The 26,138-nt window shown below is 54.4% G+C and carries 25 protein-coding genes and 1 pseudogene; 8 read left to right on the forward strand and 18 right to left on the reverse strand.

Features of this window, described 5'->3' with window-relative positions:
• Positions 1–25: 25 nt before the first annotated feature.
• The gene (locus ACFO5Q_RS02910) at positions 26–736 is read right to left on the reverse strand and encodes a ParA family protein (protein WP_068148568.1); all 711 of its coding nucleotides are present in this window, start codon (positions 734–736) and stop codon (positions 26–28) included.
• A gap of 257 nt (positions 737–993) precedes the next feature.
• Between ACFO5Q_RS02910 and ACFO5Q_RS02915 the strand changes: the two genes are divergently transcribed.
• Both ACFO5Q_RS02915 and ACFO5Q_RS02920 read left to right on the forward strand, forming a co-directional pair.
• The gene (locus tag ACFO5Q_RS02915) at positions 994–2,172 is read left to right on the forward strand and encodes a glycosyltransferase (protein ID WP_197421122.1); all 1,179 of its coding nucleotides are present in this window, start codon (positions 994–996) and stop codon (positions 2,170–2,172) included.
• Between the two features lie 95 nt (positions 2,173–2,267).
• Positions 2,268–2,774, forward strand: coding sequence for a nuclear transport factor 2 family protein (locus ACFO5Q_RS02920; RefSeq protein WP_068148572.1), 507 nt, complete (start codon positions 2,268–2,270; stop codon positions 2,772–2,774).
• Positions 2,775–3,323: 549 nt separating this feature from the next.
• Here the strand turns inward: ACFO5Q_RS02920 and ACFO5Q_RS02925 are convergent.
• Together ACFO5Q_RS02925 and ACFO5Q_RS02930 are read right to left on the reverse strand one after the other, a co-directional pair.
• On the reverse strand, positions 3,324–3,605 hold the full coding sequence (locus ACFO5Q_RS02925; protein ID WP_156431977.1) for a hypothetical protein: 282 nt from the start codon (positions 3,603–3,605) through the stop codon (positions 3,324–3,326).
• Between the two features lie 50 nt (positions 3,606–3,655).
• On the reverse strand, positions 3,656–4,189 hold the full coding sequence (locus tag ACFO5Q_RS02930; RefSeq protein ID WP_068148580.1) for a hypothetical protein: 534 nt from the start codon (positions 4,187–4,189) through the stop codon (positions 3,656–3,658).
• A 117-nt stretch (positions 4,190–4,306) separates the two neighbouring features.
• Between ACFO5Q_RS02930 and ACFO5Q_RS02935 the strand changes: the two genes are divergently transcribed.
• Positions 4,307–4,510: a helix-turn-helix domain-containing protein gene (locus ACFO5Q_RS02935; RefSeq protein WP_068148582.1), complete on the forward strand. Its 204-nt coding sequence runs from the start codon at positions 4,307–4,309 to the stop codon at positions 4,508–4,510.
• Between the two features lie 27 nt (positions 4,511–4,537).
• Here ACFO5Q_RS02935 and ACFO5Q_RS02940 read toward each other — a convergent pair whose 3' ends face one another.
• Both ACFO5Q_RS02940 and ACFO5Q_RS02945 read right to left on the reverse strand, forming a co-directional pair.
• Positions 4,538–5,422: an ImmA/IrrE family metallo-endopeptidase gene (locus ACFO5Q_RS02940; protein ID WP_068148585.1), complete on the reverse strand. Its 885-nt coding sequence runs from the start codon at positions 5,420–5,422 to the stop codon at positions 4,538–4,540.
• Positions 5,422–5,757, reverse strand: coding sequence for a helix-turn-helix domain-containing protein (locus ACFO5Q_RS02945; protein ID WP_068148590.1), 336 nt, complete (start codon positions 5,755–5,757; stop codon positions 5,422–5,424). The genes ACFO5Q_RS02940 and ACFO5Q_RS02945 overlap by 1 nt, the downstream gene beginning before the upstream one ends.
• A 141-nt stretch (positions 5,758–5,898) precedes the next feature.
• Between ACFO5Q_RS02945 and ACFO5Q_RS02950 the strand changes: the two genes are divergently transcribed.
• The 4 genes and pseudogenes from ACFO5Q_RS02950 to ACFO5Q_RS02965 all read left to right on the forward strand — a co-directional run.
• Positions 5,899–6,120 (forward strand): DUF2188 domain-containing protein, encoded by a 222-nt coding sequence (locus ACFO5Q_RS02950; protein WP_068148654.1) that lies wholly within the window; start codon positions 5,899–5,901, stop codon positions 6,118–6,120.
• Positions 6,121–6,133: 13 nt separating this feature from the next.
• The gene (locus tag ACFO5Q_RS02955) at positions 6,134–6,343 is read left to right on the forward strand and encodes a hypothetical protein (RefSeq protein ID WP_068147979.1); all 210 of its coding nucleotides are present in this window, start codon (positions 6,134–6,136) and stop codon (positions 6,341–6,343) included.
• A 59-nt stretch (positions 6,344–6,402) separates the two neighbouring features.
• Positions 6,403–6,615: a hypothetical protein gene (locus tag ACFO5Q_RS02960; protein WP_068147794.1), complete on the forward strand. Its 213-nt coding sequence runs from the start codon at positions 6,403–6,405 to the stop codon at positions 6,613–6,615.
• Positions 6,616–6,918: 303 nt separating this feature from the next.
• A pseudogene (locus ACFO5Q_RS02965) lies at positions 6,919–7,689 on the forward strand (Fic family protein); the annotation flags it as partial.
• Positions 7,690–7,756: 67 nt separating this feature from the next.
• On the opposite strand, the gene ACFO5Q_RS02970 reads toward ACFO5Q_RS02965, so the two are convergent.
• The 12 genes from ACFO5Q_RS02970 to ytfE form a co-directional block, all read right to left on the reverse strand.
• Positions 7,757–10,738 carry a Tn3 family transposase gene (locus ACFO5Q_RS02970; protein WP_068147798.1) on the reverse strand — a complete coding sequence of 994 codons (2,982 nt, stop codon included), beginning with the start codon at positions 10,736–10,738 and terminating at the stop codon, positions 7,757–7,759.
• 210 nt (positions 10,739–10,948) lie between these two features.
• The gene (locus ACFO5Q_RS02975; RefSeq protein ID WP_156431956.1) at positions 10,949–11,281 is read right to left on the reverse strand and encodes a hypothetical protein; all 333 of its coding nucleotides are present in this window, start codon (positions 11,279–11,281) and stop codon (positions 10,949–10,951) included.
• A gap of 38 nt (positions 11,282–11,319) precedes the next feature.
• The gene (locus tag ACFO5Q_RS02980; RefSeq protein WP_068147804.1) at positions 11,320–11,592 is read right to left on the reverse strand and encodes a hypothetical protein; all 273 of its coding nucleotides are present in this window, start codon (positions 11,590–11,592) and stop codon (positions 11,320–11,322) included.
• A complete protein-coding gene (locus tag ACFO5Q_RS02985) occupies positions 11,579–12,754 on the reverse strand; it encodes a tellurite resistance/C4-dicarboxylate transporter family protein (protein WP_197421074.1) in 1,176 nt (391 codons plus the stop codon). The genes ACFO5Q_RS02980 and ACFO5Q_RS02985 overlap by 14 nt, the downstream gene beginning before the upstream one ends.
• A gap of 110 nt (positions 12,755–12,864) precedes the next feature.
• Positions 12,865–13,494, reverse strand: a complete 630-nt coding sequence (locus tag ACFO5Q_RS02990) for a response regulator (protein ID WP_068147806.1) — start codon at positions 13,492–13,494, stop codon at positions 12,865–12,867.
• 24 nt (positions 13,495–13,518) lie between these two features.
• Positions 13,519–14,379 (reverse strand): formate/nitrite transporter family protein, encoded by an 861-nt coding sequence (locus ACFO5Q_RS02995; RefSeq protein ID WP_082719874.1) that lies wholly within the window; start codon positions 14,377–14,379, stop codon positions 13,519–13,521.
• Positions 14,380–14,554: 175 nt separating this feature from the next.
• On the reverse strand, positions 14,555–16,345 hold the full coding sequence (locus ACFO5Q_RS03000; RefSeq protein ID WP_068147809.1) for an ATP-binding protein: 1,791 nt from the start codon (positions 16,343–16,345) through the stop codon (positions 14,555–14,557).
• Between the two features lie 241 nt (positions 16,346–16,586).
• Positions 16,587–17,423, reverse strand: a complete 837-nt coding sequence (locus ACFO5Q_RS03005) for an MBL fold metallo-hydrolase (protein WP_068147812.1) — start codon at positions 17,421–17,423, stop codon at positions 16,587–16,589.
• Positions 17,420–18,838, reverse strand: coding sequence for a B12-binding domain-containing radical SAM protein (locus ACFO5Q_RS03010; protein WP_068147815.1), 1,419 nt, complete (start codon positions 18,836–18,838; stop codon positions 17,420–17,422). Before ACFO5Q_RS03010 ends, ACFO5Q_RS03005 begins: the two co-directional genes overlap by 4 nt.
• Entirely contained in the window at positions 18,835–19,863 is a 1,029-nt protein-coding gene (locus ACFO5Q_RS03015; protein WP_068147817.1) for an NAD-dependent epimerase/dehydratase family protein, read from the reverse strand. Before ACFO5Q_RS03015 ends, ACFO5Q_RS03010 begins: the two co-directional genes overlap by 4 nt.
• Before the next feature lie 177 nt (positions 19,864–20,040).
• The gene (locus ACFO5Q_RS03020; protein WP_082719875.1) at positions 20,041–22,428 is read right to left on the reverse strand and encodes a nitric-oxide reductase large subunit; all 2,388 of its coding nucleotides are present in this window, start codon (positions 22,426–22,428) and stop codon (positions 20,041–20,043) included.
• Positions 22,421–23,095, reverse strand: a complete 675-nt coding sequence (ytfE, locus tag ACFO5Q_RS03025; RefSeq protein WP_068147820.1) for an iron-sulfur cluster repair protein YtfE — start codon at positions 23,093–23,095, stop codon at positions 22,421–22,423. Before ytfE ends, ACFO5Q_RS03020 begins: the two co-directional genes overlap by 8 nt.
• A 244-nt stretch (positions 23,096–23,339) precedes the next feature.
• Between ytfE and ACFO5Q_RS03030 the strand changes: the two genes are divergently transcribed.
• Positions 23,340–23,789, forward strand: coding sequence for an Rrf2 family transcriptional regulator (locus ACFO5Q_RS03030; protein ID WP_068147822.1), 450 nt, complete (start codon positions 23,340–23,342; stop codon positions 23,787–23,789).
• A gap of 277 nt (positions 23,790–24,066) precedes the next feature.
• On the opposite strand, the gene ACFO5Q_RS03035 is transcribed toward ACFO5Q_RS03030, so the two are convergent.
• Positions 24,067–25,791: a calcium-binding protein gene (locus tag ACFO5Q_RS03035; RefSeq protein WP_156431957.1), complete on the reverse strand. Its 1,725-nt coding sequence runs from the start codon at positions 25,789–25,791 to the stop codon at positions 24,067–24,069.
• Positions 25,792–26,138 lie beyond the last annotated feature (347 nt).

Raw genomic sequence — 26,138 nt, forward strand, 5'->3', positions numbered from 1 at the left:
TGCGTTCCTTTCTTGTCTCGGCGACTTAGCTGATGTGCTGCACGTTGCCAAAGCTTGGGCGATTGCCAAACGGTGACCGTCCCGATGCAACAGTCTTGAATGTTGCCCGAAGCGGCAAGCGGGCGATACGGTCTGCCACATAGGCCCAAAGTTCTGAAATCTCAGTGTGCGACTTGCCGCCTGTTGCGGCTTCCATCACGGTTCGGCCGTCAATCATGCTGGCGGCAAAATCCTGCCGGTTGTGGACGACAGTGGGTGCCACGGTACCGTGCTGTGACAGCGCAATGGCTGCCTCGCCAGTCAGCCGTGCGCGCGCTGTGGCGCCGTTTACGACAAACATCAGCGGTTTGCCTGCGCGCTCAACAAGGTCCACGGTGGCACCTGCCGCCCGCAGGTCATGGGGGCTTGGGCGTGTCGGAATGATGACAAGGTCCGACCGGCTCACGACAGCCTGGATCGACCGGGTGATGGCCGGGGGCGTATCGATGATGGCCAGGCGGAACCCCTGTTCCCTCAGGAGATTGAGGTCCTGCTCCAGTGAGCCGATAGCTGTTTGGGCGAAAGCGGGGGCTGTTGCTTCCCGTTCGTTCCACCATTCGGCAAGGCTGCCTTGGGGATCCGTGTCGATGAGGGCGACGGGGCCCGCGCCAGCGCGTTCTGCTTCTACTGCGAGGTGGCCTGAAAGCGTGGTTTTGCCTGAACCGCCCTTTTGCGAGGTAACGGCGATAATACGCATTATATGTCTCCATTGTGCCTGATGGGGTTTTCCCCATTAAAGACTCACCCTAGAGACGCGGCGTAAAAATGACCTTAAGGATTGCAGCAAGTTCGATTATAAATGATTGATAATATTGATAAAATTTTATCGTATGTAGTTGGTGGTGTTGGTAAGCATCTGTAGAAAATGAATTTTTTGTTGTTGTCTTGATCGCGTTTGCGATTGTCCCTAAAGACAGTCGGATGTCGCCAAGGGGGCGAAAAAAGGGTGAATCGGTGAAATATCTGATCGTACATGACGCGGCTCCGGGTCAGTTTGTTCATATTTACAAGCATCTCCTGAAAGCGGGCGGGCATGACATTATCGTTGCCAGCCGCAAGGGATCGACGCTTCGTCTGCCGGTCAAGCAGGTGGTCTATGACTTGCCAAAGGATGTCGCCGGGCCGGATGTTGGCATTATGGACAAGGCGGTCGCGCTTGGCCTCAACCTTTATCGTGAGCTGAAGCCGTTGGCGATTGGGGGGTGGGCGCCTGATGTGATCCTGTCGCATGCGTCGCGCGGGGCCTCTTTCTTCCTTAAGGACCTTTTCCCAGGCGCCCGCATGATCAGCCTGTTCGAATGGTATTATGGAATGCCTACTCCAACAGACGTCAGGACCGGCGCAGAGCTACGCCAGAAGTGCCGCAATGCGGCGGCGACCAATCTGCCCATACTGAGGGATTTCGAGCAGATGGACGCAGGTTATGTGCCGACTGAGTTCCAGCGGGCCCAGTTCCCTAAAGGATGGCAGGGCCGACTGGAGGTGCTTCATGACGGCGTCGATACCAGCTTTTATCGCCCTGCCACCAGCCTGACACTGGAGGTTTCCGGCAAGCGTTTCAAGAAGGGCGACGAGATCGTCACCTACGCTGGGCGCGGCATGGAGCCGACCCGTGGATTTATGGAATTCATGGCCGCCGCCGCCCGCGTGCAAAAGGTGCGGCCTAACCTTCATGTACTGATCGCTGGCGCAGACCGCATCTGTTATGGCGGCAAGAAGGGCCCGGGGCTGAAAGCGCGGGCTGAGGAAGAAATCCCGTTTGATAAAGACCGTATCCATTTCGTTGGGCTGTTGCCTGAGGCCAAGTTTGTCAGCTTCCTTCAGGTCTCCAGCCTGCATGTCTATCTGACGCGCCCGTTTGTGCTGTCATGGTCGATGCTGAACGCCATGAGCGTTGGTGTACCGGTACTGGGCTCCGACACTGAACCCGTGCGCGAGGTTATCCGCGACGGCGAGAATGGCCGCCTTGTAGATATGGACGATGCCGATGCCCTTGCAGACACAATGGACCGCATGCTTGGCGACCGGGCTGGGTCAGCAGCACTCGGCAAGGCTGGGCGGGCCACAATTCTGGAAAAATACGACCTGAAGAAATGCCTGAAACGCCAGCTTCAGTTGATGCACGAGGGCTAGCTGCTGCTAAGCCTTTTCCCCAATTTGCCGATCTGTGCTATTGAGGCTGTCATAAAGATAAGACAGCGTAACCAAGACAGATAGCGAGGAATAACATGAAAGCTTTATTGGTCGCACTCCTGCTGGCAGGGGTGCCTTCTGCTGCGCATGCGCAGGAATCCACGGAAAGTGATCTTTTCAAGGCACTGAAGGAACTTGATGATATTCTGTTCGAACGGTCTTTCAACCGGTGTGAATATTCGGTGCTCAACCAGATTGTGTCAGACGATTTCGAATTCTACCATGACAGCGGCGGGTTTGAGAATTCTAAGGCTTCCTTCATTCAGACGGTTCAGAAAAACATCTGCGGCAACCCCGCCATAAAGCCGATCAGGAAATTGGTGGCCGGTAGCCTGGAAGTGTTTCCGCTATATGAGAACGGTGCACTCTACGGCGCCATCCAAAGGGGCGAGCATGAATTTTTCCTTCGGCAGGAAGGGGTGCCGCTCAGGCACACGTCGACTGCCCGTTTCACCCATGTGTGGATAAAAGAAGGCGACAGCTGGTTGCTGAAAAGGGTGCTCAGTTATGATCATCATTCGCCGGACGAGGGTGGCCGCTAAGGCTTGTCCTGGAGACGACAAAACCCCGCCCGGTCAGGCGGGGGTTTTCATGGGTAGGAGCCGAACGGGCCAAATGGCGCATCGCCGAAGGCGTCGCCGGAATCGATCCTGCTGAAAAGACAAAACCCCGCCCGGTTAGGCGAGGGTTTTCATGGGTAGGAGCCGAACGGGCCAAATGGCGCATCGCCGAAGGCGTCGCCGGAATCGATCCTGCTGAAAAGACAAAACCCTCGCCCGGTCAGGCGAGGGTTTTCATGGTGGAGCCGAACGGGATCGAACCGTCGACCTCTACACTGCCAGTGTAAACCGATCTAAAGATGTGATTTGGTGAGACGAGATATTAATCGGCATTATAAGACTAAAATATTGAAAAACAACAAATATAGTGAATATCTATGTTGCCCCAATGACATCGACTGACACCGGTTGAAGTGGGGCCAAATAAAAAACTTATCCAAAATGGTCTCAAATTTTTATAATAAAAGTCTGAAAATTTTTCGACACATGACACCTATCTGAAGCGTGTTTTAGAGCCGTATTTCTACGTATTCAGATGTCGATTTCGCAGATTTTGAAGTACGCGCCCGACAGCTCGCTGAACCTCCTCGCTGCCGCTTGTAGCTCTTTCGGGGACATCGAATAGTGGGCGGCAAAAGCTAGTTGATGCGGGATTGGCACTTCGCCGAAAAAGCCCCACACTTGCCCGGTGAATTTCTTTACTTCGCCAACGTTGCGAATGCATTTGGCCAACTGTTCGGCATCAATATGCTCTCGATACGGCGCATTCACTGTCGAAAGTATGGTGTAAAATGGGTACCGGACGGTGTTCATTTTGTTGGCCCCTTTGGACATGGGAACACATTGCCTCCACCTTAAAGTTTCTAGGCAAACCCTTGGACGGTTCGAGCTGTTCGCAGTACCATAAACCAAAACCCAAACATGACGGAGGCGACAATACTAACATTTTGCATGTTTTCCTGCATGCCAACCAAGGATGTAAAAAATGGTGCCATGTCATATATTGGGTACAGCATCACCGCTATCCCTGGCAGGTATGGCCAGCGAACGTCTCTCGCAGGTATTATGCTGCCGCAATAGAAGATTGCAAACCCCACTAACCAGCCGATCCCCGGGAAGTCGAGAAATGCCAAGCTTTCATGTTGGCCAATACTGCTGTAGGCGATGCCCCCCATGACTAAATAGAAAAAGAAAAACGGCACGATGCCTTTGGCGTCTGCTTTCGCTCTCTTTCTTTGTCTGGCAACTGCGGGGTTGGCCTGTTCTAGAACCGCATCCTCTACCGCTTCCTGAACTAGCTTTTCAGTTTTTGCCTGCTGTTCCGCTTCCCAATGGCGCCGCCTGGTGTTTTCGACGGCCTGTTCAGCGGCTAAGCCAACTGCAGTTTTCCTGATCATCCTGCTCCTCCTCGCGCCTATTTGTTACTTATAGTATGCAATTCGAAGTGAGTATCAATACCTAATGTGACTCATAGTCTGTAGACCAATAATCTACGATGGCCGAACAGTTGCTGCATGGATATTAAGCAGCAAGTCGGCGCTAACATTGCGAAAATTCGGCGGGAGCAGAACATCTCGCAGGAGGAGTTGGCTTTTCGGTCAGGGCTGCATCGCACCTATATAAGTGGTGTTGAAAGGGGTGTTCGGAACCCCACGATTACCGTGCTCAGTGAAATTGCGACGGCATTGAAGGTGTCTATTGCTGACCTTGTATGCTGAAATGCGAGGCGCATCTCTTCGACAGGACTATCGCCCATAAGCAAAGTGTGGTGTCCAGCTTTCTACTAAACTATCTTCTTCCTCGTCATCAGGATCATCAAGTTCGGGCACTTCTTCCGACGATAAGACCGTCAGCGTAAATCCGTATTGGCCGAGGCCAAGAATTTCCTCGTCCATCACGAAGGAATGTTCCCCTCCAAACCAATCTGAAAACGTTGTCTGCGCACATGTGCGAGTTGCAGAAAGTGCCTGATTTAGGGTCTTATTGAACTGAGCAGTCGCTGAGTTTGGAAGTGCCGAACCTTTTCTCAAGAAGCGTGGTCTAAAGTCTTTGAGCCTTTCTGACATAAATGCGTAAGCAATGGTATCAGCGGAGCTAACAATAATTGCGATGGGATCTCGGCTGCATTCAGCCGTACGAATTGCTGCGGCAGTAACAGAACATTCTGCAATAGAACTTAACTCCAGTATGGAGTCCAGGCCGGGAGGATTCCGATTTATATGTGTTCTCACCAGATGTTCGGGCATCAGAAGGCCCGCAGCAAAGTGATCCGCTTCAAGTTCGATGGAGGAATCCCCTTGGGTGAAGCCAGCTTTAGAGGCGTGTGCCCCACCTTGCTCTTGAATTGCTTCAGGGTGTCCGGGCAAAAAGAAATGCCCTAGCTCGTGAGATATGGTGAAATTTATGAAGCCTTCATTTTCAATATTTGTAGCGTAAAAAATAATGGCCTGGTTGTTCACAAAAATGATCCCGCCACTTACCCCCGCGATGTCGGGCGGTTTAGCTTCAATAGGGATATTGTGTTTACTTGCTATGGTACGCGGGCAGATGGGAAAGCTGTCGAAGCCTGCCTCCTTTGCAATCCGTTCACCTTCCTGTCTCGCCATCCTTAGCTGGAAGCGCTCGGCCATTACTCTTCCTCAGTTTTCTGAATACGAGCATTGATGATTGACTGAATAAAATCTCTATCATTAGCCGTAAGTTTTTCCTCGTTTCGAAAGGCGGTTGTGGCTCCCTGAATATTGTCTGCTTTTCCAATCAAATAATCTGACGAAACACCGAGAGCATTTGCCAGCGCCAGAATGTTGGCGAACGAGGGTTTACGCCTTTTCCCTTCGAAATGGGCAATAGCAGAGGGCTGTAGCCCTGCTTTGCGGGCAAGTTCGGATTGATTAAGACGCCTTAGCTCTCTTACTTCCGCTAGTCGGGTTGCAAAGATTTCACCTGGACTGGATGGGCTTGACATGACTACTCCGTATTTGTTACAATGACGAAATCGTCACAATTGTGTGGCGATATTTTTTAGTCGCACCTATGACAAATCGTCACAAACCATATGACGACAGGGCGTATTTGTCAACGCGCCATGCAAAAAGAGATAACTAAAATGTCTAAGAATCAACATGTTACGCCAAGGCAAGGCCAGTGGGCTGTCCAGGGCGAAGGAAATTCCCGGGCAACGTCCATTCACGACACTCAGGCTGAAGCTATTGATGCCGCCCGAGAAATTGCCCGCAACCAGCAAAGTGAATTGCTGATTCACGGTCGCGATGGACGTATCCGCGCTCGCGACTCGTATGGCAACGACCCCTTTCCGCCCAAAGGATAATAGGAGGCCTGACATGGTACGCATTGATATGAAGTTTAACGGTAAACGCATTACAAGCTCGCAGCAGCTTGAACGCGAAATGAAACGATCGTTTGAAAAAACGATTGAGCAGGGAATCCGTAGGGCTGCGGGTCCGGGCGTTAGAATGAAGAAAACCCGGAATGGCTTTGACGCTGAAGGCTCTCCCGAACAGATCGAACGGATGAAACGGCGCTTGCGTTAGGTCGGGCGTGTGATCAATTCACTTAACTGATGGAAAGCCAAATAGCAGGAAAAGTCAAAATGACAAAAATTGTTGGCAAAAATGACGGCCCTGGAGGTCGTAATGAACACTATGATATTGGTGCACGAAAAGATGTACCGCGCAGGAATGTTGTCGCTGAAATCAAACGCGGCGAACATCCAGATGCACATGTTGTCAAAATCAACGGCCGTGAGTATGCGCGCGACAATCCGGATCGTTCCACCAAGGATAATGTAAACAGGCGGCGTTAAACCGCCTGTTTACTAAATCGCTCTTTTTGATGTGGGTGTTCTTGTCAACCATCCTCACCGGCTGTCTGTTTTCATGGCATAATGTAGCTAGGGATCTCTCGTCCTTTGGGCGATGCTAAAAGCATAGAGCTGTCTTATAATTCATAGGCCAATAAAGTGGCCAATTTTTCTGACATAAACGCCTATCTAAAAATATAACATAATGATATATATGTACTTATTGCTCATTTGAAACCGGACAGATAAGCGGCCAAAAATATGGACAAGGAAAATCCAGCAGATCGAGGTGAAGCTGTTACAAGCATGGAGCCGATGCTTGTGCCTGAAAGCTCCAAACACAGAGGGGAATTGGCTGATCTCGCTTTGGAACTGACCGCTAAATCGACAGGCCTGCGGCGGAGCCTACCCGACGGCGTGGTTACCGCCTTGTCCGATCTCGTACGCGCGATGAACTGCTATTACAGCAATCTGATTGAGGGACATGATACGCACCCGATCGATATCGAACGCGCAATGAACAAAGATTATAGCGCCGACCCTCAACAGCGTGATTTGCAGCTTGAGGCGGAAGCCCACATTGCTGTGCAGAAATGGATTGATGAAGGTGGCCTTAAGGGCAAGGCGACTTCAGCTGCAGGCATTTTGGAAATCCATCGTCGCTTCTGTGAATTGCTCCCGAAGGAACTGTTGTGGGTGGAAGACCCAGTCACTAAAGGTAAGATTGAGGTCGTGCCGGGGCAAATTCGTGATCGAGATGTAGAGGTCGGACGGCATATCCCAATCAGCCCAGGGGCCCTGCCTCGTTTCATGAAGCGTTTTGAGGCTTCATACGAAAAACTGGGTAGGTTGGATTCCATCATTGCCGCTGCTGCCGCACACCATCGGCTTGCTTGGCTTCACCCGTTCTTGGATGGTAACGGACGTGTATCACGTTTGATGTCCTATGCCATGCTGCGTGATGCGCTCGATACAGGCGGCATCTGGTCAATTGCGCGCGGACTTGCCCGCAACGTAGAAACCTACAAGGCGCATCTGGCAGCTTGCGATCAACCCCGACGCAATGACCTAGATGGGGCCACGACAAGAATAGTGCCAATCTGTACGCTAAATTGGACAAATCGTGAACATTGGGATTTATAGATCACGCAGCCCAGTTTATTCCTGACGTTGCTTTCCTTAATTCCCGGAACAGGCCTGGTTCCGGATAGTCATCCCGCCATGTATATATACCCGTCAGGTTGATATGTTCCCAGGATATCGGCGATACGTGCTTCAGGAGTTCGTCGGGAATATCTACACCATCCATCCTGAGCTGTGTCACGCACCGCGCCAGATAGACTGTGTTCCAATACACGATGGCGCTCACCACAAGATTCAGGCCAGACGCCCTGAAGGCCTGGCTGTCGAATGAGCGGTCCCGGATTTCTCCGCGTTCATGGAAGAAGACGGCCCGTTTAAGTTTATGAGCCGCTTCTCCCTTGTTCAATCCACCCTGGCACCGGCGCCGCAGCGCGGGGTCACTGTACCATTCGATCATGAACAGGGTGCGTTCCAATCTCCCCAGGTCTCTGAGCGCTCGCGCCAGTTGGCTTGCCCTCGGAGATGCCGACAGCTTTTTGAGGATACTGGACGGTGCGACGACCCTCTCGTTCAACGACGCCGCCAGATGCAGGAGATCGCTCCAGTTGTCCCTGATCAGCGGGATATTGACCCTGTGTCCGATATGGTGCCTGAGGTACGGATAGCCGCCCGCATCTTCGATAGTGTGAAACTTCCTGCCCTTCAAATCTCTCAAACGTGGTGCAAACCGCTTGTCCGGCAGCAGGCAGAACAGACCAAAAACATGGTCGCTGGCGCCGCCCGTATCCGTATAATGCTCACCGATCTGCAAATTGGTTTCATGATCCAACAGGCCATCCAGCACATAGGGCGCTTCGCTTTCGGCGGGGCTGATTGGCAGGATGCTATAGTAGCCATACTGATCGGATAAATGGCTGTAGAATTTTCCTCCAGGTTCCCTGCCATAATGCATATTCACATCGCTGCGCAGGCGGGCCCGATCTCCCGCCCGGTAAAACTGACCGTCCGAAGAGGAGGTCGTACCGGTACCCCATACGCGGCTGTGAGGGTGGGCCGCATGCGCATTGGTGATAACGGCTTGTGCGCTCCGGTAGGTTTCCGGTCGCATATGAAACAGTCTGGCCCATGCAATCTGGCGCTCGGTGACGTTGGAGGACGCGCCGGCCATGCGAAGCATGCCCATGTTGGTGGCGTCTGCCAGCACGGCGGCCTGTATCGCGGGCGTTTGCCTGACGGGTTGTTGCGTCCGCAGATGGGTAAAAGCATCTGAAAACCGCACCCAGCCATTAACTTCGGCAAGCAAGTCTGTGATATGGATACGAGGCAGCATCTGGTTGAGCCGCCATTTGAGTTCATCTGCCGCCGCCGGTACATCGCTGGTAAGCGGGGAGACAATCAGTTCACCGCCCGCCAAGCGCACACCTTCCAATTTATTGCTACGCGCCCTGTAGGCGAGGCGTTTCAGCCGGAAATCCAGCACCCGCCTGGTTTCGCCATACCATGCTTCAAAATCTGTTGGCACACCGAGCTGTAAACTACCCGTTTCTTTTTTCGTGTCAAACTCGGGCTTGGGTATGAAATCATCCCCAACGGGCCGAAACTGTGTGCTGCCATTGACCCATATATCGCCGGAACGCAAGCGATCCCGGAGGGCCGAAAGCGTAGCGATTTCATACAGGTGCCTATCCCGCTTGTCAGTTGCCATGATCAGCGCGCGTTCTTTCCTACCGAGATGATTCAGGGGAAAAAACTCAGGCAAGTATCTGCGGCCCTTTCGGTTTAACTGCTTCAGGAGGTTAATGGCGCTCAAGAGCGGGTCGCGGGAACGGCCGGATCGGAAGGTGAAGGTCTCCAGAAACTGGGGCCCATACTTCCTCATGGTATAATATCGCTCTGCGGCGATGACGAGGGCAGGCTGTTCCGCTTCCGTCACCATGGCATCCAGACTTGGCTTGGCGCTGACCAGCCGTTGCCAGCCCACTGTTTCTTCCAGAACTGTAAAAGCATCGAGTTTGTGTTCGCTCGCTGCAATGAGGGCATTCAACGTATCCCGGAAAAGCAGGAGGGTCTGGTTCGTTTCCTTGCGCTTGTCGATATGACGCTGCCGGCCTTTGGCGACCGCACGAGAGAATAATCGTCCGATCAGTTTGGTAAACATGCTGACGGCTTCGTCGGTGAGCGTTTCAGAAAGAGAGATGATTTGTGCTGCTATTGTGGCTCGTCTCCGGTTGGCATTAAAATCCGCCGCGAGCCAACTGGGGGTCACCTTGCCTTCGAGCACGATCTGTTTCCAGCGATCTGGATGGATGCGCGCCTTGCATGACATATCGATCTCAAGCGACCGCACAAAATCAAGCCGCTCCAGGAGCGCGACAAGATTGTCGGCTCCCGATGCTTCCGGGTGGGACCTGAGCCAGCCGAACCGTGTCTGCCGGATTTGCGGATCGTAATCCAAAAGCCTGTCGACCCTGAGTAATTGGGCTTCATTCAACCCTTCCAACACGGCCGCATTGGTACGAGCCCTCGCAATAGCACGGGCTGCACGGCCCAGGCGATCGAGCTTTCGAAAGCTTGGCAGCAAAACCGACTGTTCCCGGAGAGCCTGAACCATTGCTTGAGCAATTGCCGAACCATTGTCCGATTTCTCCGCGGCGGCAAGTCCGGCCACAAGGGCAATGCGTTGATTGGTGCGGGTTGCCGGAGACAGTTTAAGGTATTCCTGAATCTGTACGGCGTGCTCTCTGCGTGTTTCATCACGGCGGGCATAGTTCGCGAATGCTGCTGGATCGATACCAAGCTGGCTTGCGATGAACGCGACGGTTTCTCTTGGGGGTTTCTCACCCGATTGCAAAGCCCTGCCAGGAAAACGCATCAGACATAGCTGCACAGCAAAACCAAGCTGGTTTTCTGGCCGACGTTTTGAATTGATGCGCTCAATATCCACCATGTCGAGCAGATAATGCTGGATCAGGCTTTCCTCGTCTACCGGCACCCCCATCAACTGATGCCATTCGTCTTCTTTTAACAAAGGTCGATGCGCCATGTTCCTTCCTCCCGCAGAATGCCGCCCTAGCCAACGTCAAACGGCCAACTGTCTGTCCATGGCCTCCTGACTTAAACCAATTCTTCGTTAGCGGGTTACTTTCCTCAAGGGGCCTTATCTGGTCTATCAGCAAGCTTCGATAAATATTGGCATCTGCGAACATTTAGCTGTGGCTTGAAGCCCACTCACCCTGAGATTGGTTAGCCAGCTTCACAAAATATTGTGGTCATCGGCTGCATTTGATTCGATAGCCCCGTTCAGGTATTTAACGACGCCGATCAGCCATACGACGACACCTATACCGACAACACCAAGGCTTTCCTTGATGAATACTGGCTCTATCTGGGCGGCCTCGGCCGAAAACCCAGCCATGCTATAAAGTATCAGTCCGATAACGGCGATGCCGAATCCTGCGAACACCAGCCTTTGTCCGGTGCGCATGCGAATATTGTCCAGAGGCATTTCATTGCTCCTTTCCTGACCTGTCGTATCCGACAGTGTCCCTGTTGTTGGCGTTAGGGGTTTGGGTGTTGGTTTGCTCATATCTATCCCCTCACGGTTTGCCTGCATGACGTTGTGTTTCAGAGAGAATCATCGGTGTATCCAGCCTCGATTGCAGCCTTCAGATACTGTGCGGCACCCAGCCCGAACACTAGGCATCCCAAACTGCCAGCGATCAGCCCTTCCGCCAAAAAGCCGGTACTCTCGCCACCTGGCTCTACCATTCCGAAAGTGATTGTGGTCGAGCAGAAGAGGATGCCCACAATGAGCGCCAGTGTGCCGATGATCATATCCAGAATACCCTGTCTGATCCGGTCATCTGCCCTTAAAGGCCTGTCTTTAACTTTGCGCATTTTCTCTGTCTCCTTCGTTTAATTGAGTATCAGGAAAAATGGTGGTATCCCGCGATCTTGTTCTCACCATGAGCAACACCGCGTAAAGCGGCCTTTTGATCATGCTCAGAAACGTCAGGAGCCATGCGATCAGGGCCACCACAATGAAGACCCGCGCCACCAGCAAAAACATGGGGAGGTTGAAAACGACACCCAGCTTCAACGTGCACACCGCATACATGCCAAGCGGGAACACCAGCCCCCAATAAAGCGGGTCGTAGGTCAGCTTGAAGCGGCGTATGCCGTGGCGCCAGACACCGAGCACCAGCAACATGGGTATCCACCAAGTCGCCGTCGCCCAGTACATGGTCGTCATCCCCTTGATGAAAGGCAGCATGCTGTGGATCGCGGGCGTGCTCTCGAAAGCCCGGATCAGTTCGGCACCGGTCAAGGTGGTGATGGCGACGGCCCCCATGTTGATCCAATAAGGCGGGATCAGGTCCGACGGCTCGAACCGGAAAAACATATAGCGGTAGAAGATGAGCGAGATGAGCCAGATATAAAGCATCCCACCGAACAGCCAGAAGGAAAGCAACAGAACCGCGGAAAAATCGCCGCTCCCGAGAATGCTGGGTTTGACCAGCGCACCGAGCACGCTGACCGACTGGGTCGCAACCACGGCGATCAGCCAGCCGCCGTTGATTCCCTCTTCGATCGGCGGCTTTTGCTTTTGCACCGCCAAAAGGACAAAAATACTGTAAGTGCACAAGAGCCACAGGATAAAGCCTGCCCACCAGAATATCTCCGCGGCTGCCACATTGTCTTGCAGGAGGAAAAACTGCGAGCCGAGCACATTGGTGGCGGCCACGACGGTGAAGAAGCCGAAGCCGCGTTTGTGCGACAACCAGTCCGCCATGAACCGGGACGGAAACAGCCAGGCGCGGGCGCCATAAACCAGCCACAGGATGGCATAGGCGGGCACGTTGACCCAGAAGAGCAAGGTCGCCACCTCTTCCAGCCCCATCGCCTTGCAACCGATCGACACGATTCCCGTCGCCATCACCAGGGCAAAATACGCAGGATGGAGTGCCGCGAGGCTTTGCTTCATATAGGCGAGGGAAAGGATACGACCGTCTGCTGCGGGTATCGCGCTCAGATCAGTTTCTCGGGTTATGCGGGACATCGTGCTCATACCCTTGAATATGCCTGGCGCGACCAGGCACGGGTATCGGGCGGACCCCCTCTATTCTATAGGAGAAGCGCTGTTTTTTATGTCGGGGTTTGTCCGACAGGCTATGTCACCAGTCCGTGCTGCATAGCATAGCGCATCAGTTCGGCATTGGATCCCACATCCATTTTTTCAAGAATGCGGGTACGATAGGTGCTGATCGTCTTCACACTCAGGCACAACTCTTTTGCAATATCCGAGACGGATTGTCCGGCTGCGATCCTCAGAAAGACCTCATGCTCCCGGGCGGAAAGGGTCTGATGGGGGAACTCCGAACTGCCGACGGCAAGATAGTCTGCCAGATGGGCGGCAACGGACGCGCTGACATACCGGCGGCCACCGAGGATGGTGCGGATGGCGCGGATCAGCTCCTCCGGGGCATGCTCCTTGGTCAAATACCCCGAGACGCCAGCGCGCAAGGCCTGCACGATAAACTGCTTGTCGTCATACATGCTGAGCAGCAGCACCGGCAAATCAGGACAGGCATCCCTGATGGCCGGCAGAATATGCAGGCTGTTCTCCTTGCCCATGGCGATGTCGAGAATAAGCAAATCCATCCTTTGCCGGGCCACTTGCGCCAGCGTTTCATCGCAGGACGCGGCCTCTGCGATGATGGCATCGGGAAAGTCGTCTTCCAGGATGCGGCGCAGGCCGGACCGGAACATATGATGATCGTCGGCAAGCAGAATTCGCATATATACAGCCTTTATGCCGGTTCATTATCCCTTCGCGGCCTTTTCATGGCTTTTGTACCACAAAATACCGTTGAAGATAACGGCGCCGATAATATTGCCCGTCGTGACCGGAATCTGGTTCCAGAACCACCAGTCATGAAAATTCACTTCCGCACCGCAGAGCAGGGCCACGGGGAACACGAACATATTGACGACCGCGTGCTCGAAGCCGACCGAAAAGAAGGTGGCCAGCGGGAGCCATATCAGGATTATCTTCCCGGCCGCACTGCGCGCGCCTTTCGACAGGATGGGCGCGAGGCTGACGAGCCAGTTGCAGAGGATTCCCATGCCAACGGCGGCGCACCAGCCGGAGGCGCCGAAATGGCGATAGGCGATCTTCTTTTCGGCAATATGCGCGATCACGCTTAGGAGGCCGCTTGCCTCCTGGTTCCCTCCCTTGGTGAGTGAAAACCAGAGCAGAAAAGCGAAAAAAACACCGCCGGCCAAGTTTCCCATATAGGTCAATATCCAGTTTCGGACCAACGCCCAAAGGCGGACGGTTCGGGCGCAAACGCCGATTGCCATAATGGAAAAACTGCCGGTCACCATCTCGAAACCAAGCACCCACAGCATGATATAGCCGACAGGAAAAAAGAGCCCCGCCGAGCCGCTTGGCATGCCCTGGTCGGTTAAATGCGCCGTCAGTGCAACGGCAAATCCCAGGAAGGGCGTGCACAGGAATGAGCGCAGGAAAAGCGGGGCCGTTCCGAACCCGGTTTTCTTGAATGCGTCCGCGGCAGCGTCCTGCCCCATTTGCGCAGGCAGCACGCAATCGCCCAAGGGGACATCGGGACCGGCCCCGAAATGGGGTGCCGCTTTGCCAGGTCTCAGAAGTGTGTCTGCCATCAGGGATTTCCTCGTTCGCACCGCAGCCCACACGTCCGCCCAAGCCGCGGTTACATATTCCGACCGGTATCGAGGAGCAGATTATGGCGGGTCCGGGCAGTCCGGTATCGGGCGAAAACTGAAAATCATGCCGGTTGCAAGGGAACCGCATGTCGGCGTTTGTCCTACGCCGCCATCAGGCGGAAACAGAATAGGCGTCGTCCAAGCTTGGGACCACAGGTACCGAGACGCTTATCTTCGTCCCCCTTCCGGGTTCGCTTTCGATGGCAAACGCCCCGCCGACCAGACGGGCGCGTTCGCGCATCCCTGCAAGGCCCAAAGTTCCTCCCTTTTGCGTGCTGACATCAAACCCACTGCCGTTATCCTGTACGGAGAGATGAAGAGTGCCATCAGTTCTTTGCAGCCCGACGGACACTTCCGAGGCATGTGCGTGCCGCAGGATATTGGTCAGTGATTCCTGCACGATCCGGTAAAGGGTTGTTGAGACCAGCCAGTCCAGCGGTTCAGGTATGTCACAAGTGTCTACATCGACAACCAGACCCGCGTCTGTTTCCAATCCACGCGCCAAGAGGTCAATCGCCGACGACAATCCCATGCGGTCCAGCACCGGCGGACGCAGATCGGATGCCAAACGACGAATGAAGGCAACAGTCTTGTCGATCTTCTCCCGTATGGCGCCGATGCTCTCACTGATCACACTATCAGTTCCCGGGGAAGCTCTATGAGCGCATTTGTTTTGAAAATGGACGAGGTCCATTTTTATGCTGGTCAGAACTTGCCCCACCTCATCATGAAGGTCACGGGATATACGCTGTGCTTCCGTTTCACGGGCCACCTGGAGGTGCCGGGTCAGACGCTCTAACTGATGATGGGCTTCCATGACTTCCTGATGGCGACGCATGAGTGTTGCCGCCATCGTATTGAATGCGACCGCCATATCCTGCAATTCACCATAGCCGCGAGGAATGTCGATGCGCACCGTATAATCGCCGTCGCCAAATCTCTGCGTCGCTTGGGACAAGGCGCGAATGACCCTGAGCAGCGCAACTTCCTCGACGATCAGAACTGAAACCACCGTGAACAGTGTCAGCAGGCCGAGCAGACCGAGAGTTCGATAGAAGATATCATTCGCCTTGCGGGTAAACTGCGCCTGCGGCAATGCATTTGCCACAAGGATACCCGGCATATCCAGCATGGAGGCTGTAACAAAATAGAAGGATTGCCCACCCATTTGGGCGGAAACGGTTTTGCCGTCCTGTTGGGCCGCCAGCCCAGCCAATTCTGAAACCTTTGTGCCGATGGAGAAGTCAACTGCGCCGGACGTTGCTGATCCGGTTAGTATTCGTCCTTCCCGGTCTGTCACCAACAGGATATGATCTGTTGGCAATTCGACGGTTTTCGTCAACTGCTCCAGCCATTTCAGGTCTATGGCAACAAATACTACCCAACGCACCCGGCTGCGGGGATCCCTTATGGCATAAGCCAGATGCAGCAGGGGGCGTTTCACAATGGGACCGATGACATAGGTCCCTGTCTCGATCTCCTGCGAATGAAGTGCCCGCTGGACGGCATCGTACTCATGCATATTGACCGAACTCTCCAGGGGATAGGCGCTGTTGATGACTTCACCGTCCGGCGCCAGGATCGCGATGTTGCCGAGTTGCGGATGTCCCGCCAGCAGCGCTGCAAGAAAGTGCGGATCTGATATCAACGTTTCGCTGTCTTGCCTCGCCAACCTGCCTGATAGCCACCTCAAGAGGCTTTTCGCACCGGTCATCTGGTTCAGGTGTTCACGCGTCATCAGGCTAATCACATGGTGCCCGTCCTGTTCCATGCGCAGCAGCGCCGAGGTGCGCTCGGTGTGGGCTAGGTAAAAAGCGAACAGAATTGCCGGAAGCGTCGCCAGACATATCAGAAAAACCAGCCTGCCCCGAAGCGTCAGAAATGTTGACAAAAACTTGGGCATATTTCTTTAGGGCTCCCTTCTATGCAGGGCACACATCCTTTGGCAGCCTTCAATGGCATATGCAGGATGGATAACACTTCACTTTTCTTTTCGCAGATTATCACATTTTCACCTAAATTGATTAGGCCATGCGGGTAAGTAACTTGGCTCCACGGAGACCATGTAAGCGCAAAGATCCTACCAAACCCCACTTTTTCCTATCATCCCGGTGTGCAGCTTCTCGAAGCAGAAGAGGAGACCATTATAACAACTCGGTCACGTTTTCCCTTGTACTATCTTCTGTATTTCCTGCGATCTCAGCTGACAGCCCGAAGAATTCCAGGGCCGCCTTTAAACGAGGGAGGTCCGCTTGAGGCAGACCGAAGGCTGTGCGCCAACCCTTGTGCGGAGCATAGAGGACGACATGTCCGATCCCCGCATAGCGCAGGAGGCGGGGCATCATGTCTTCGTCCTCGGGTTCAACCGCAGCCAGAAGCGAAGCTTGTCGCGCACCCGCACAGTGCCAAGCAACCGCTTCTGGTTCGCAGCGCCGGTGCAGACCTTCGCCATAAGCGACAGCAACCGCTGTGCCCTTATACTCAATCTTATACCCCAGCATGGGGCCCGCCCATTTGGGGCCCTGCATCATCATGCGCGCGATATGCCACGCGGTCGGCGCCTTTCTGATCAGCCTCCACAGGTGGCATGCCGCCGCAGCCAGGCCTGGCGGCAAGAGGGGCATATGGGTCCAGCCGAAGACCGAGAGCGTGATATTACCGGATAGGGATATCTGTTCCCCGTTGGTTGCCGGGCGCAGCGTCAGGTCGGCCCCAGGGTAGTGGCGCCCGAAATACCGACACAGCCATACCGAGGCGACAAGCGTTACATTGCCACGACCGCGGGACCGGTTCAGGAAATCTATGGTCCCGCCGAGATGCTCGGGGTGGCCATGGGTGAGAAGAATGATGATGTCGCCGCTGTCCGGGAACTGGGTGCCTTTTGGCGGGTCGATGAATATGGACGGCAACCCAGGGCCGTGTAGGTGGAAACCGGACCAGCCCAGATATTCGATGGCATATGGGCGCGGCTTGCCGGTCATCCTACGTCTTCCAGTTCCGGTTTGGGTTCAGGCTGTGGTATATGCAGATGCGCTTCTTTCAAGGCCTTGTAGTTGCGCATCAAACCGACAAACATGCGGATATAATGCCAGGACCAGTTGCCCGGACGCCACAGGCCGAGTTTTAGCGCGGCCCGCCGGATCACACGCGCATAGGCCTGGCGCATCAGCTGGTAAAGCTGTTTTGGCGGTGTTTCCGTGGGCAGGAGAAAATGCTGCAAGTCATATAGCTGTCGGTCGGTTGAAACAAGATCCGGCTCCACCTTCCGGTACAGCGGTGTGCCAGGCAGCGGGGTCAGCGGCGTGAATTCGGTCAGCAGGATGGCGGGGTGCCGCTTCACATAGTCGTCAATGGCCAGGAAGTCTTTTTCTTCGAAATGCGGCTCGACGAGGAAGCCGGCGCTCATGCCGATGCCAAGGTCGTCTAGGATCGCGAGAGCTTCTTCATCCCGACCCTTTTCCACCCGCTTGCCGGTTCGTTTCAGAGCCTCATAGTCCAGACTCTCAAGACCCGACATCACCAGTTGCAGGCCCGCCCGTGCCCACAGAGCAAAGAGCTCCCGGTTTTCCACGATTGAATCCACCCTTGCATAGGTGAAATAGCGTTTCTTGATCCCGGCAGACAGCAGCATCTCACCAAGCTTCCACATCCGCTCGGGATCGTGGAAGGCATGGTCGTCGCACAGATAGACAAACTCTTCCTCAAGGCCAGCGATTTCCTCGAGCAACAATTCTGGCGACCGCGGGATGAACCCACCGTGGGAATAAACCCTGCAGGAACAGAAGATGCAGGGGAAGCTGCACCCCACCGAACTGCGTACCGCGGCGATCCGGCGTTCCCAGAGATAGAAATATTTGTGCCGATACCGGGCTGTCAACGACCTGTCAGGCATCGGCTGGTGATCGAGCGTCCTTGGCAGCGGTCGGGGCTTTGTCGGCGTCAACGCGTCACCCTCGCGGATCATCAACCCGTCGATATGGTGAAAGGTTCGGCCACCGTCAGCAACAGTATCGCATATGTCCCGAAAGGCCTCCGTGCCCTCCCCGCGCACCACCAGGTCAATGACAGGGTCCAGAAAATCCTGCGGCCACACTGTGGGATGGTGCCCGCCAACAACAGTAACGCAGCGCGGCGCCGCCAGACGCGCCCGCGCAAGCGCCCGTTTGGCGGTTTCCACATGCACAACTTCAGAGGTGACCCCGACGATATCGGGGATAAACTCTCGCAGCATGCTATCCAGATCCCGGGGCGCCACTTCCATATCCACCAGGCGGACCTCATGGCGGTCGCCGACCATTGCCCCGAGAAGCTCCAGATTGAGGGGTTCGATCTTGGCGATATTCTTGAGCCCGATGGTATGGTCGCCGCAGGGCGGGTTGATCAGAAGGATTTTCATGATAGCTCCTGTCGAGGAAAAGGGGCGGAGAGGTGCTGTGCCCGCACCCCGGCGAGCGTGTCCTTGAGGGTCATATCCAGGGGGCGCGTATCCAGCCCGAGGTCCCGGCGCGCGCTGTCGGCTTTAAAATACCAGTAATAGCGGGACAGCCGCACCCCGGCTGTTGTCAGGGTGCTGTGTGGGGCGATGGTCTCTGCAAGTGCCGCAGCGGCCAGCGCCAACTGATAGGGCATCTTAAGCCACGGCAGTCGGGCACCGGACAAGCGGGCGATCCGGCCCACCAGAGCTGCCAACGTGATATTGTCCCGCCCGGCAAGGATGTAATGATCTTCGGGAGACACACAGGTCAGTGCGGCTACAGTGGCGGCAGCGACATCGCGGACATCGATGGGGTTTACGCCGCCGCCGGGCCACACAGGAAGCCGATTGCGGCTGACGAGGTCGACAAGAGCAGTGCCATTTCTCAGGCCATCACCGGGGCCCAGCACGAACGTGGGGCTCAGCGTGATAACGGGGTCGCCGTCTCTCCGGGCCCCAATAGCCATCTCATGGCCAGCCCGTTTTGTCGTTACATAAGGGATACCAGCTTTCGCCAGATTAAATGGGGCGTCTTCATCAAGTGCATCCGCAGGTCGGTGCGCCGGAAGCGCCCCGACAGCGGATGTGCTGGACATGACAAGCAACCGCGCCAGGCCAACCCGGCGGGATGCCGCCAGCATGTTCCGCATGCCTTCGACATTGACCTGCTTTAGCGCAACCTTGTCCGCCGCCTGCACCGAAACAACCCCGGCTACATGAACCGCGGCAGCAACATCGGACAGGCTGTTGGCAAGGGAGCAGGGGTCAAGAATGTCGGCATATCTCACCTCCGTGCCAGACGGCAGTATCCGAGCAGCAACATCCGGTGACCGGGCAAGCGTCACAGGCCGGTACCCGGCAAGTGCCAGCGCCTCTGATACATATCGGCCAATAAAGCCTGTCGCTCCCGTTACCGCAACTCGGCTGCCCTTAGAAATACCAAGCATGATGCACCCTACCTGTCCGCGTCAGGCCGGAACATTAGCCCCGAGGGCACCGTCCGCGCTTGATCTGGATCAACCAGTCTCGGGAACAGCGCTCTGCTGCTTGACTGGAGGGTGGCTCTTGGCCGTGAGTATTGCCTGAGCCGGCACGAACCGGCTCAGGGTATTTGGTTTTGTTGATCAGTGGCCCTGGCCGCCACACGAACCACAGCAGATACTGTCTTCCTGCTCGCTGTTCATAGACATCGAGGCGTTTCCGCCATCAAGGACCGGCACGGCAGAAGCCCCAGTACCGGTGGCAACAGTTGCCACCGGCTGATGTGACCTGGTGTCACCGATATTGAAAAGGCCTTTCACAACCTGCCAACTTACAGCCAGCGCACCAACAATAAAGACAACATCGCCAATGGTACGCACCCACCTCAGGGTTTGCAGGAGGTCACTTTGCATGAAGCTTTCGCTTCTTGCATACCAAAGCCCTTCAGACGCACTGGCGACAAACTGAATGATGCCCACGGGCAGCAAGCTGGTGAACAGCATCAGAACAAGGCCGCCATTCAGGCAATGGAAACCCCATTTCATCAGCTTTTCATCAAAGACCATCTGGGGCCTGATATAGCGCAGAACCAGAATGGTGAAGCCGAGGGCAAGGAAGCCATACACGCCGAACAGGGCTGCATGCGCGTGTGTTGCTGTGGTGTTCAACCCCTGGATATAATAAAGCGCGATCGGCGGGTTGATGGAGAAGCCAAGAACACCAGCTCCAAGCATGTTCCAGAAAGCAACAGCTACAAAGAAATAGAGCGGCCATTTCATCTGATCCATCCAAGGGGCCCGATGTTGCAACTTCCAATGTTCCCAGGCTTCATGACCAAGGACGATCAAAGGCACAACCTCAAGCGCGCTGAAGGTGGCCCCTACAGCCATCACGGGTGTTGTGGTGCCGGAGAAGTACAGATGGTGGAATGTGCCAGGTACACCGCCCAGCATAAAGAGCGAAGCAGACGCCAGCGCAGCAATGGTTGCCATCCGCTTTGATACCAACCCCATGCTGGAGAAAATAAAGGCCAGTGCCGCGGTTGCAAATACTTCGAAAAAGCCTTCCACCCACAGGTGTACGATCCACCAACGCCAGTATTCCATGACGGAGATATGCGTCTTTTCGCCATAGAAAAATCCGGCACCATAAAAGAGCCCGATGGCAACAACGGATGCTGTAAACAGAGCCAGAAGGTGCTTGTCGCCTGGCTGCATCAAAGCGGGCACGATACCGCGCATCATCAATCCCAGCCACAGGACGATCCCTGTGAACTTGCCAATCTGCCACAAACGGCCAAGGTCAACATATTCATAGCCCTGGTGACCCAACCAGAAGTTCCACTCTTGCGGCATGATTTGGGCAATCGCCAGATAGTTCCCAACGAAAGACCCGACAACAACAACGATCAGCGCCCAGAACAGTACATCAACGCCAAGCTTTTGATACTTTGGGTCTTTTCCGCCGTTGATGATAGGGGCTAGGAACAGGCCTGCGGCAAGGAACCCGGTTGCTATCCAGAATAATGCTGACTGGATATGCCACGTCCTGACGAGGGTATAGGGAAACCATTTGGAGGTCTCGATCCCGTAGAAGCTTTGGCCCTCCACGGTATAGTGCGCCGTGAAACCGCCCAGGAACACCTGGAAGGTAAAGAGGGCAACAACAAGGAACAGATACTTGCCGAGCGCCTTCTGAGACGGTGTCAGTTTAAAGCGGGTCAAAGGATCGTGGGCTGGTGCTTCCGCTTCCTTTTCATCTTCCCCGCGCATGAAGGACCAGGCCCAAACCAGACCGCCCACACCAGCAATCAGAAGAACAACACTGACAATGGACCAGACAACATTCTCGGCCGTTGGTACATTGCTGATCAGCGGTTCATGGGGCCAGTTATTGGTATAGGTTGCCGCAGTTTCTGGCCGTTCGGTTGCTGCGGCCCAGGCAGTCCAGAAAAAGAATTCCGTCAATCGCTCCCGGCGCTCGGCGCTTGGCAGCACCAATTCTTTCATCGCATAGCTGTCGCGTGTCTGGCGAAGCTCAGGCGCCCCACCAAAAAGGCGCGCATAATAGTCAGCCGTCTGATCAATGGCCTCAAGCCTGCGTGGTGATATCACCAGTGTGTCGGTCGCTGCATCATAGCTGTTGGTGCGGTAGGCTTGTGTCAATTCATACCGGAGACTGTTCTGCTCAGCACCTGATAATTGTCCATAGGGCCGCCCATAAGCATCCTGAGACGCCAATTCGAGCCAGGCCACCAGCTCACGGTGCAACCAGTCTGCGGTCCAGTCCGGCGCCTGATAGGCACCATGTCCCCAAATAGAGCCCAGCTGCATACCGCCAACCGACTGCCAAGCGGTCTGGCCATCCAGGATACTGTCTCGGGTCATGATGACAGTACCATCCTCAGAAATCACAGTCCCGGGTATTGGTGGCGCTTCACGATAGACCTCACTGCCGAAATACCCAAGCAACCCGAACGTAACAGCAAGTGTTGCAATCAACGTCCACCAAAGTCGGTAATATCTAGCCATGGAACGCCCCCTTCAGGTTGCGTGCAAAAAGGATGTCATTTTCAAGATGAATGTGGGCTGCCAGATCTGCCACAAAGGCCTTCAGGCCCAGATATAGGGCACGCCACGTATTGCAGGCACCTTCCGGTGGGACACAGCCGCCCGTGAGCTCGTCCAATCGGGCCAATTCCTGAACATGTCCCTCATGTTCGGCCATCATTACGCGCATCGGCCCGCCTGCCATGCCTCCTTCGCCCTGTATCAGCATCGGAAAGAGGATGGCCTCTTCTTTCTGCATATGCTGTTCCAGTTCAAGCGCCAGATGATGAAGGAACTCTGTCAAGCCATGCGGACAGGCAGGGTTGTCGCCATGCACGCTTTCAACCCGGTGCGCTAATCGCTTCAGTTCTGTCAATTGTTCACGATGCACCTTGTGAAAACGGTTCAGGATAAATTCAATCAGGTCAGCATCACTCAATGTATCCACACCTTTAGCGCCTTTAGCGACACCTGGAAGAGCGCTCAGGGCGTCCGCAATCTCTTTCACGTCCACCCCGCGCTTGGTGGCAGCCTCACGCAATGTGTGCTCGCCGCCGCAGCAAAAGCTCAGCCTATATTGGTGGAAAATTGCGGTTGCCCCTGGCAACTCCTGTGCTAACTGGGCCAATGTCCTATCCAGCATACTCATGATCTTCTCCATAAAACAGCGGTTCACCTGACAGCAGGTGCTGGATCCCGGTTGGTCAGCCGGGAATTAATAAATGTATTTTACATACATCTTTAAAAGATGCAATATACATTCATGTTTAAAGTTGCCGATTGGCCACTGAATGGCTAAATAAACTGTATAGAGGCTAAGCGGGTCGTTGGAGTTGCGGAGCTTTATTGCCGCTCCGGCGCGCAGTGTCATTCCAGTCCACATTGGAGAACAGATGCATATCACACGTTACACAGATTATTCGCTACGCGTTCTTCTATATTTGGCCGTAAACGACAAGCACCTTGCAACCATCAAGGTGATCGCGGACAGCTATGGCATTTCCAAAAATCATCTGATGAAAATTGTGCAACACCTTAGCGCCAAAGGATATGTTGAAGCCGTGAGGGGGAAAAACGGCGGCCTCAGGTTGGCCGCCAAGCCAGAGCGGATCAATATCGGCAAACTGGTACGCGATATGGAACAGGGCTCGCCGCTGGTGGAATGCTTTGGTGCAGATAATGAATGCGTGATTACGCCAGCCTGCCAGTTAAAGCATATTCTGGCGGAAGCCATGGAGAGTTTCTTCCAAACACTCGACCAATACAGTTTGGCTGACATGCTGCTCCCCAAGAATATGAAAGGTCTGGCACGTATCCTCGATGCGTCACAAAGCAAACCCTGACAGCCCCGGAAAAGCCGAAACGCTCATACAGGAAGACTTCTTTTCAAGCGAGAAAACGATCGCTCGAACTTTGTTTCTGAATCGTCACCAATTGGCGAAGAGTCGATATAGAAGCTCGCAATCATAAATCCGTGCTCACAATATCTGCAACGTCACAAGCGACCCAACAATGGCCAAGATGCAAGCCATTGGAATGTCTGCTATGACAATCGGCTACAGATCTTTTCGGAGCATCGGCTTTTCGTCTCAGGATGACCCATTGCGGTCACCAGTACAACTAAACAGTCAGGTCTAGGCTGGTCAGGTCGGTGAGGGTGAGGTCCTCTATGAAAACACTGTTCCCACCACCAAGATCGATCAATACGCCTGCGGTGCCATCCACACTGGTCAGCGAGGCTGCGGCCTGCACGTCGGCAAGGCTGGTAAAGTCCACGGCCGCAAAGCGCAGATCGAGGGTATCGTCCGTCACCGAGAAGTCGGTGATGGTATCGTCACCGCTCAGCGCGCCGAAGACGAAGTTGTCGGCCCCCGCTCCGCCCGTGAGCGTGTCATTGCCCGCCCCGCCCCACAGGGTATCATTCCCGCTGCCCCCATCGATGGCATCATTGCCTAAGCCGTTGAAAATCAGGTCATTACCGCCAGACCCGATGAGTATATCGGCATCTTCTCCGCCATATAGGGTATCATCACCTGCCCCGCCGTTGAGCGTATCATCACCTGTACCACCACCGACTTTGTCACCACCCCCATCGCCACTGGCGCTATCGTTGCCCGCTCCAGCCCAAACTTCATCATTGCCGCTACCACCCGACAAGGTATCCTCGCCATCGGCTCCGCTAAGGGTATCCCTGCCAGCCTCTCCCGAGATCATGTCATCACCGGCGCCACCGGCAATAGTATCGTCGGCATCATTACCCGACAGCGTGTCGTTACCGTTGCTGCCGGCCAGGTTGACAGGCTTGGGGTCTGAAGGAATGATGGGTTCGGCGACATCTGTCACATTGATTGTGAGAGTATAGCTGCTGGAGGATACACCGCCTTCATTATCCCGGACAGTAAAGTGAAAACTAGAGCGAGCGTTACCATTCGCATCGGCTTGTGGGATATAAACCAGATAGCCATCAGACAGATCCGACGGGAAAATGTTGTAGTTGTCGGTAACATCAACATCATTTTCCCCGGACTCTCGGTAAACCAGTTTGTCGCCAGAGGCTAAGCTGATGTTGCTGAGCGTAATCCGGTTGAGAGTTGCACCGGCATCTGCGTCAGCAAATGTGAAGTCCGCCTCTTTAAATACATATTCTTGGTCTTCTGTCGCCGTAACGGCGGTGTTTTCGCTGGTGGGTAAGCTGTTCGGAATGACGATATCAATATCGAAAAAGCCAAAAGCAATATCTGCTCCGCCACCTAGACCACTATTACCGCCATCATTGGCGCTTACGGTGATACGGGCAGCATCTGTGCCACTGACACCTGCGGGTCCTGTATAAAGGAACCAATCGCCATCTGCTGTTGCATCAAAATATTTATCGATGTCCGCAATCGTTCCTGCAATCGTGACGGTATCAGTGCCGGACCCTCCAACCGTAACGCTGTAATCAGCAGCACTGTCCATGGTTGCGGTAATCGTGCCGATAGAGGCAACAAAGGTGAATGTAACTGTAGCAGAACCGGAATCTGGATCGTTTACCCGCATGTTCGAGAAATCTATCCTGGAGGCTTCGGCCATATTCGCTGACGCGGTGAATGGCAGATCCCCGGCATTGTTCGGTGGGTCGTTGACAGATGTTACCTCGATTGTGCGTGTATCAACACTTGAAGCGCCCGCACTATCGGTTGCTGTCACGGTGATTGTACGCGGATCAGTGCCTGGATTGTAGGAGGCCGGAGAATACCGCATGCTTTGCAGTGTTTCCTGCACAATTGCGTTCGTAGCCTGGTCGTTGAATGTCAGCGTAAAAGCATCGCCGCCATTTGTCCCAAAGCTATTAACAGAAGCCACAACCACGCTGTTTGCTGACAAGGTATCGGCATCAAGGTCGAGGGAAATGCCATCACCATCACTATCCAGAAAGCTCAGTCTGTCTGTGGATTCCGCATTGCCAGCTTGACTGACCTATTTCACACACCCTGCGACTAACTATACCGTCATGTGCGCCTTGAAACATTTAATCCGTTCGTGGCGAGAGGCTGCCGTAATTGGCGTCCGGGCGCCGCTTCCGATGTCAGGTCAGAAAGCAGACGATGTAGAATTCAGCTATTACACAGCGGTCCGAAAAAACGACCGTTATTCCGTACTTGCCTGACTTTGCCTTCTGATGGCGACATTCTTTGTATTTCCGGTTCATT

The sequence above is a fragment of the Kordiimonas lipolytica genome, from assembly GCF_042651265.1.
Classification (GTDB): Bacteria; Pseudomonadota; Alphaproteobacteria; order Sphingomonadales; family Kordiimonadaceae; genus Kordiimonas; species Kordiimonas lipolytica.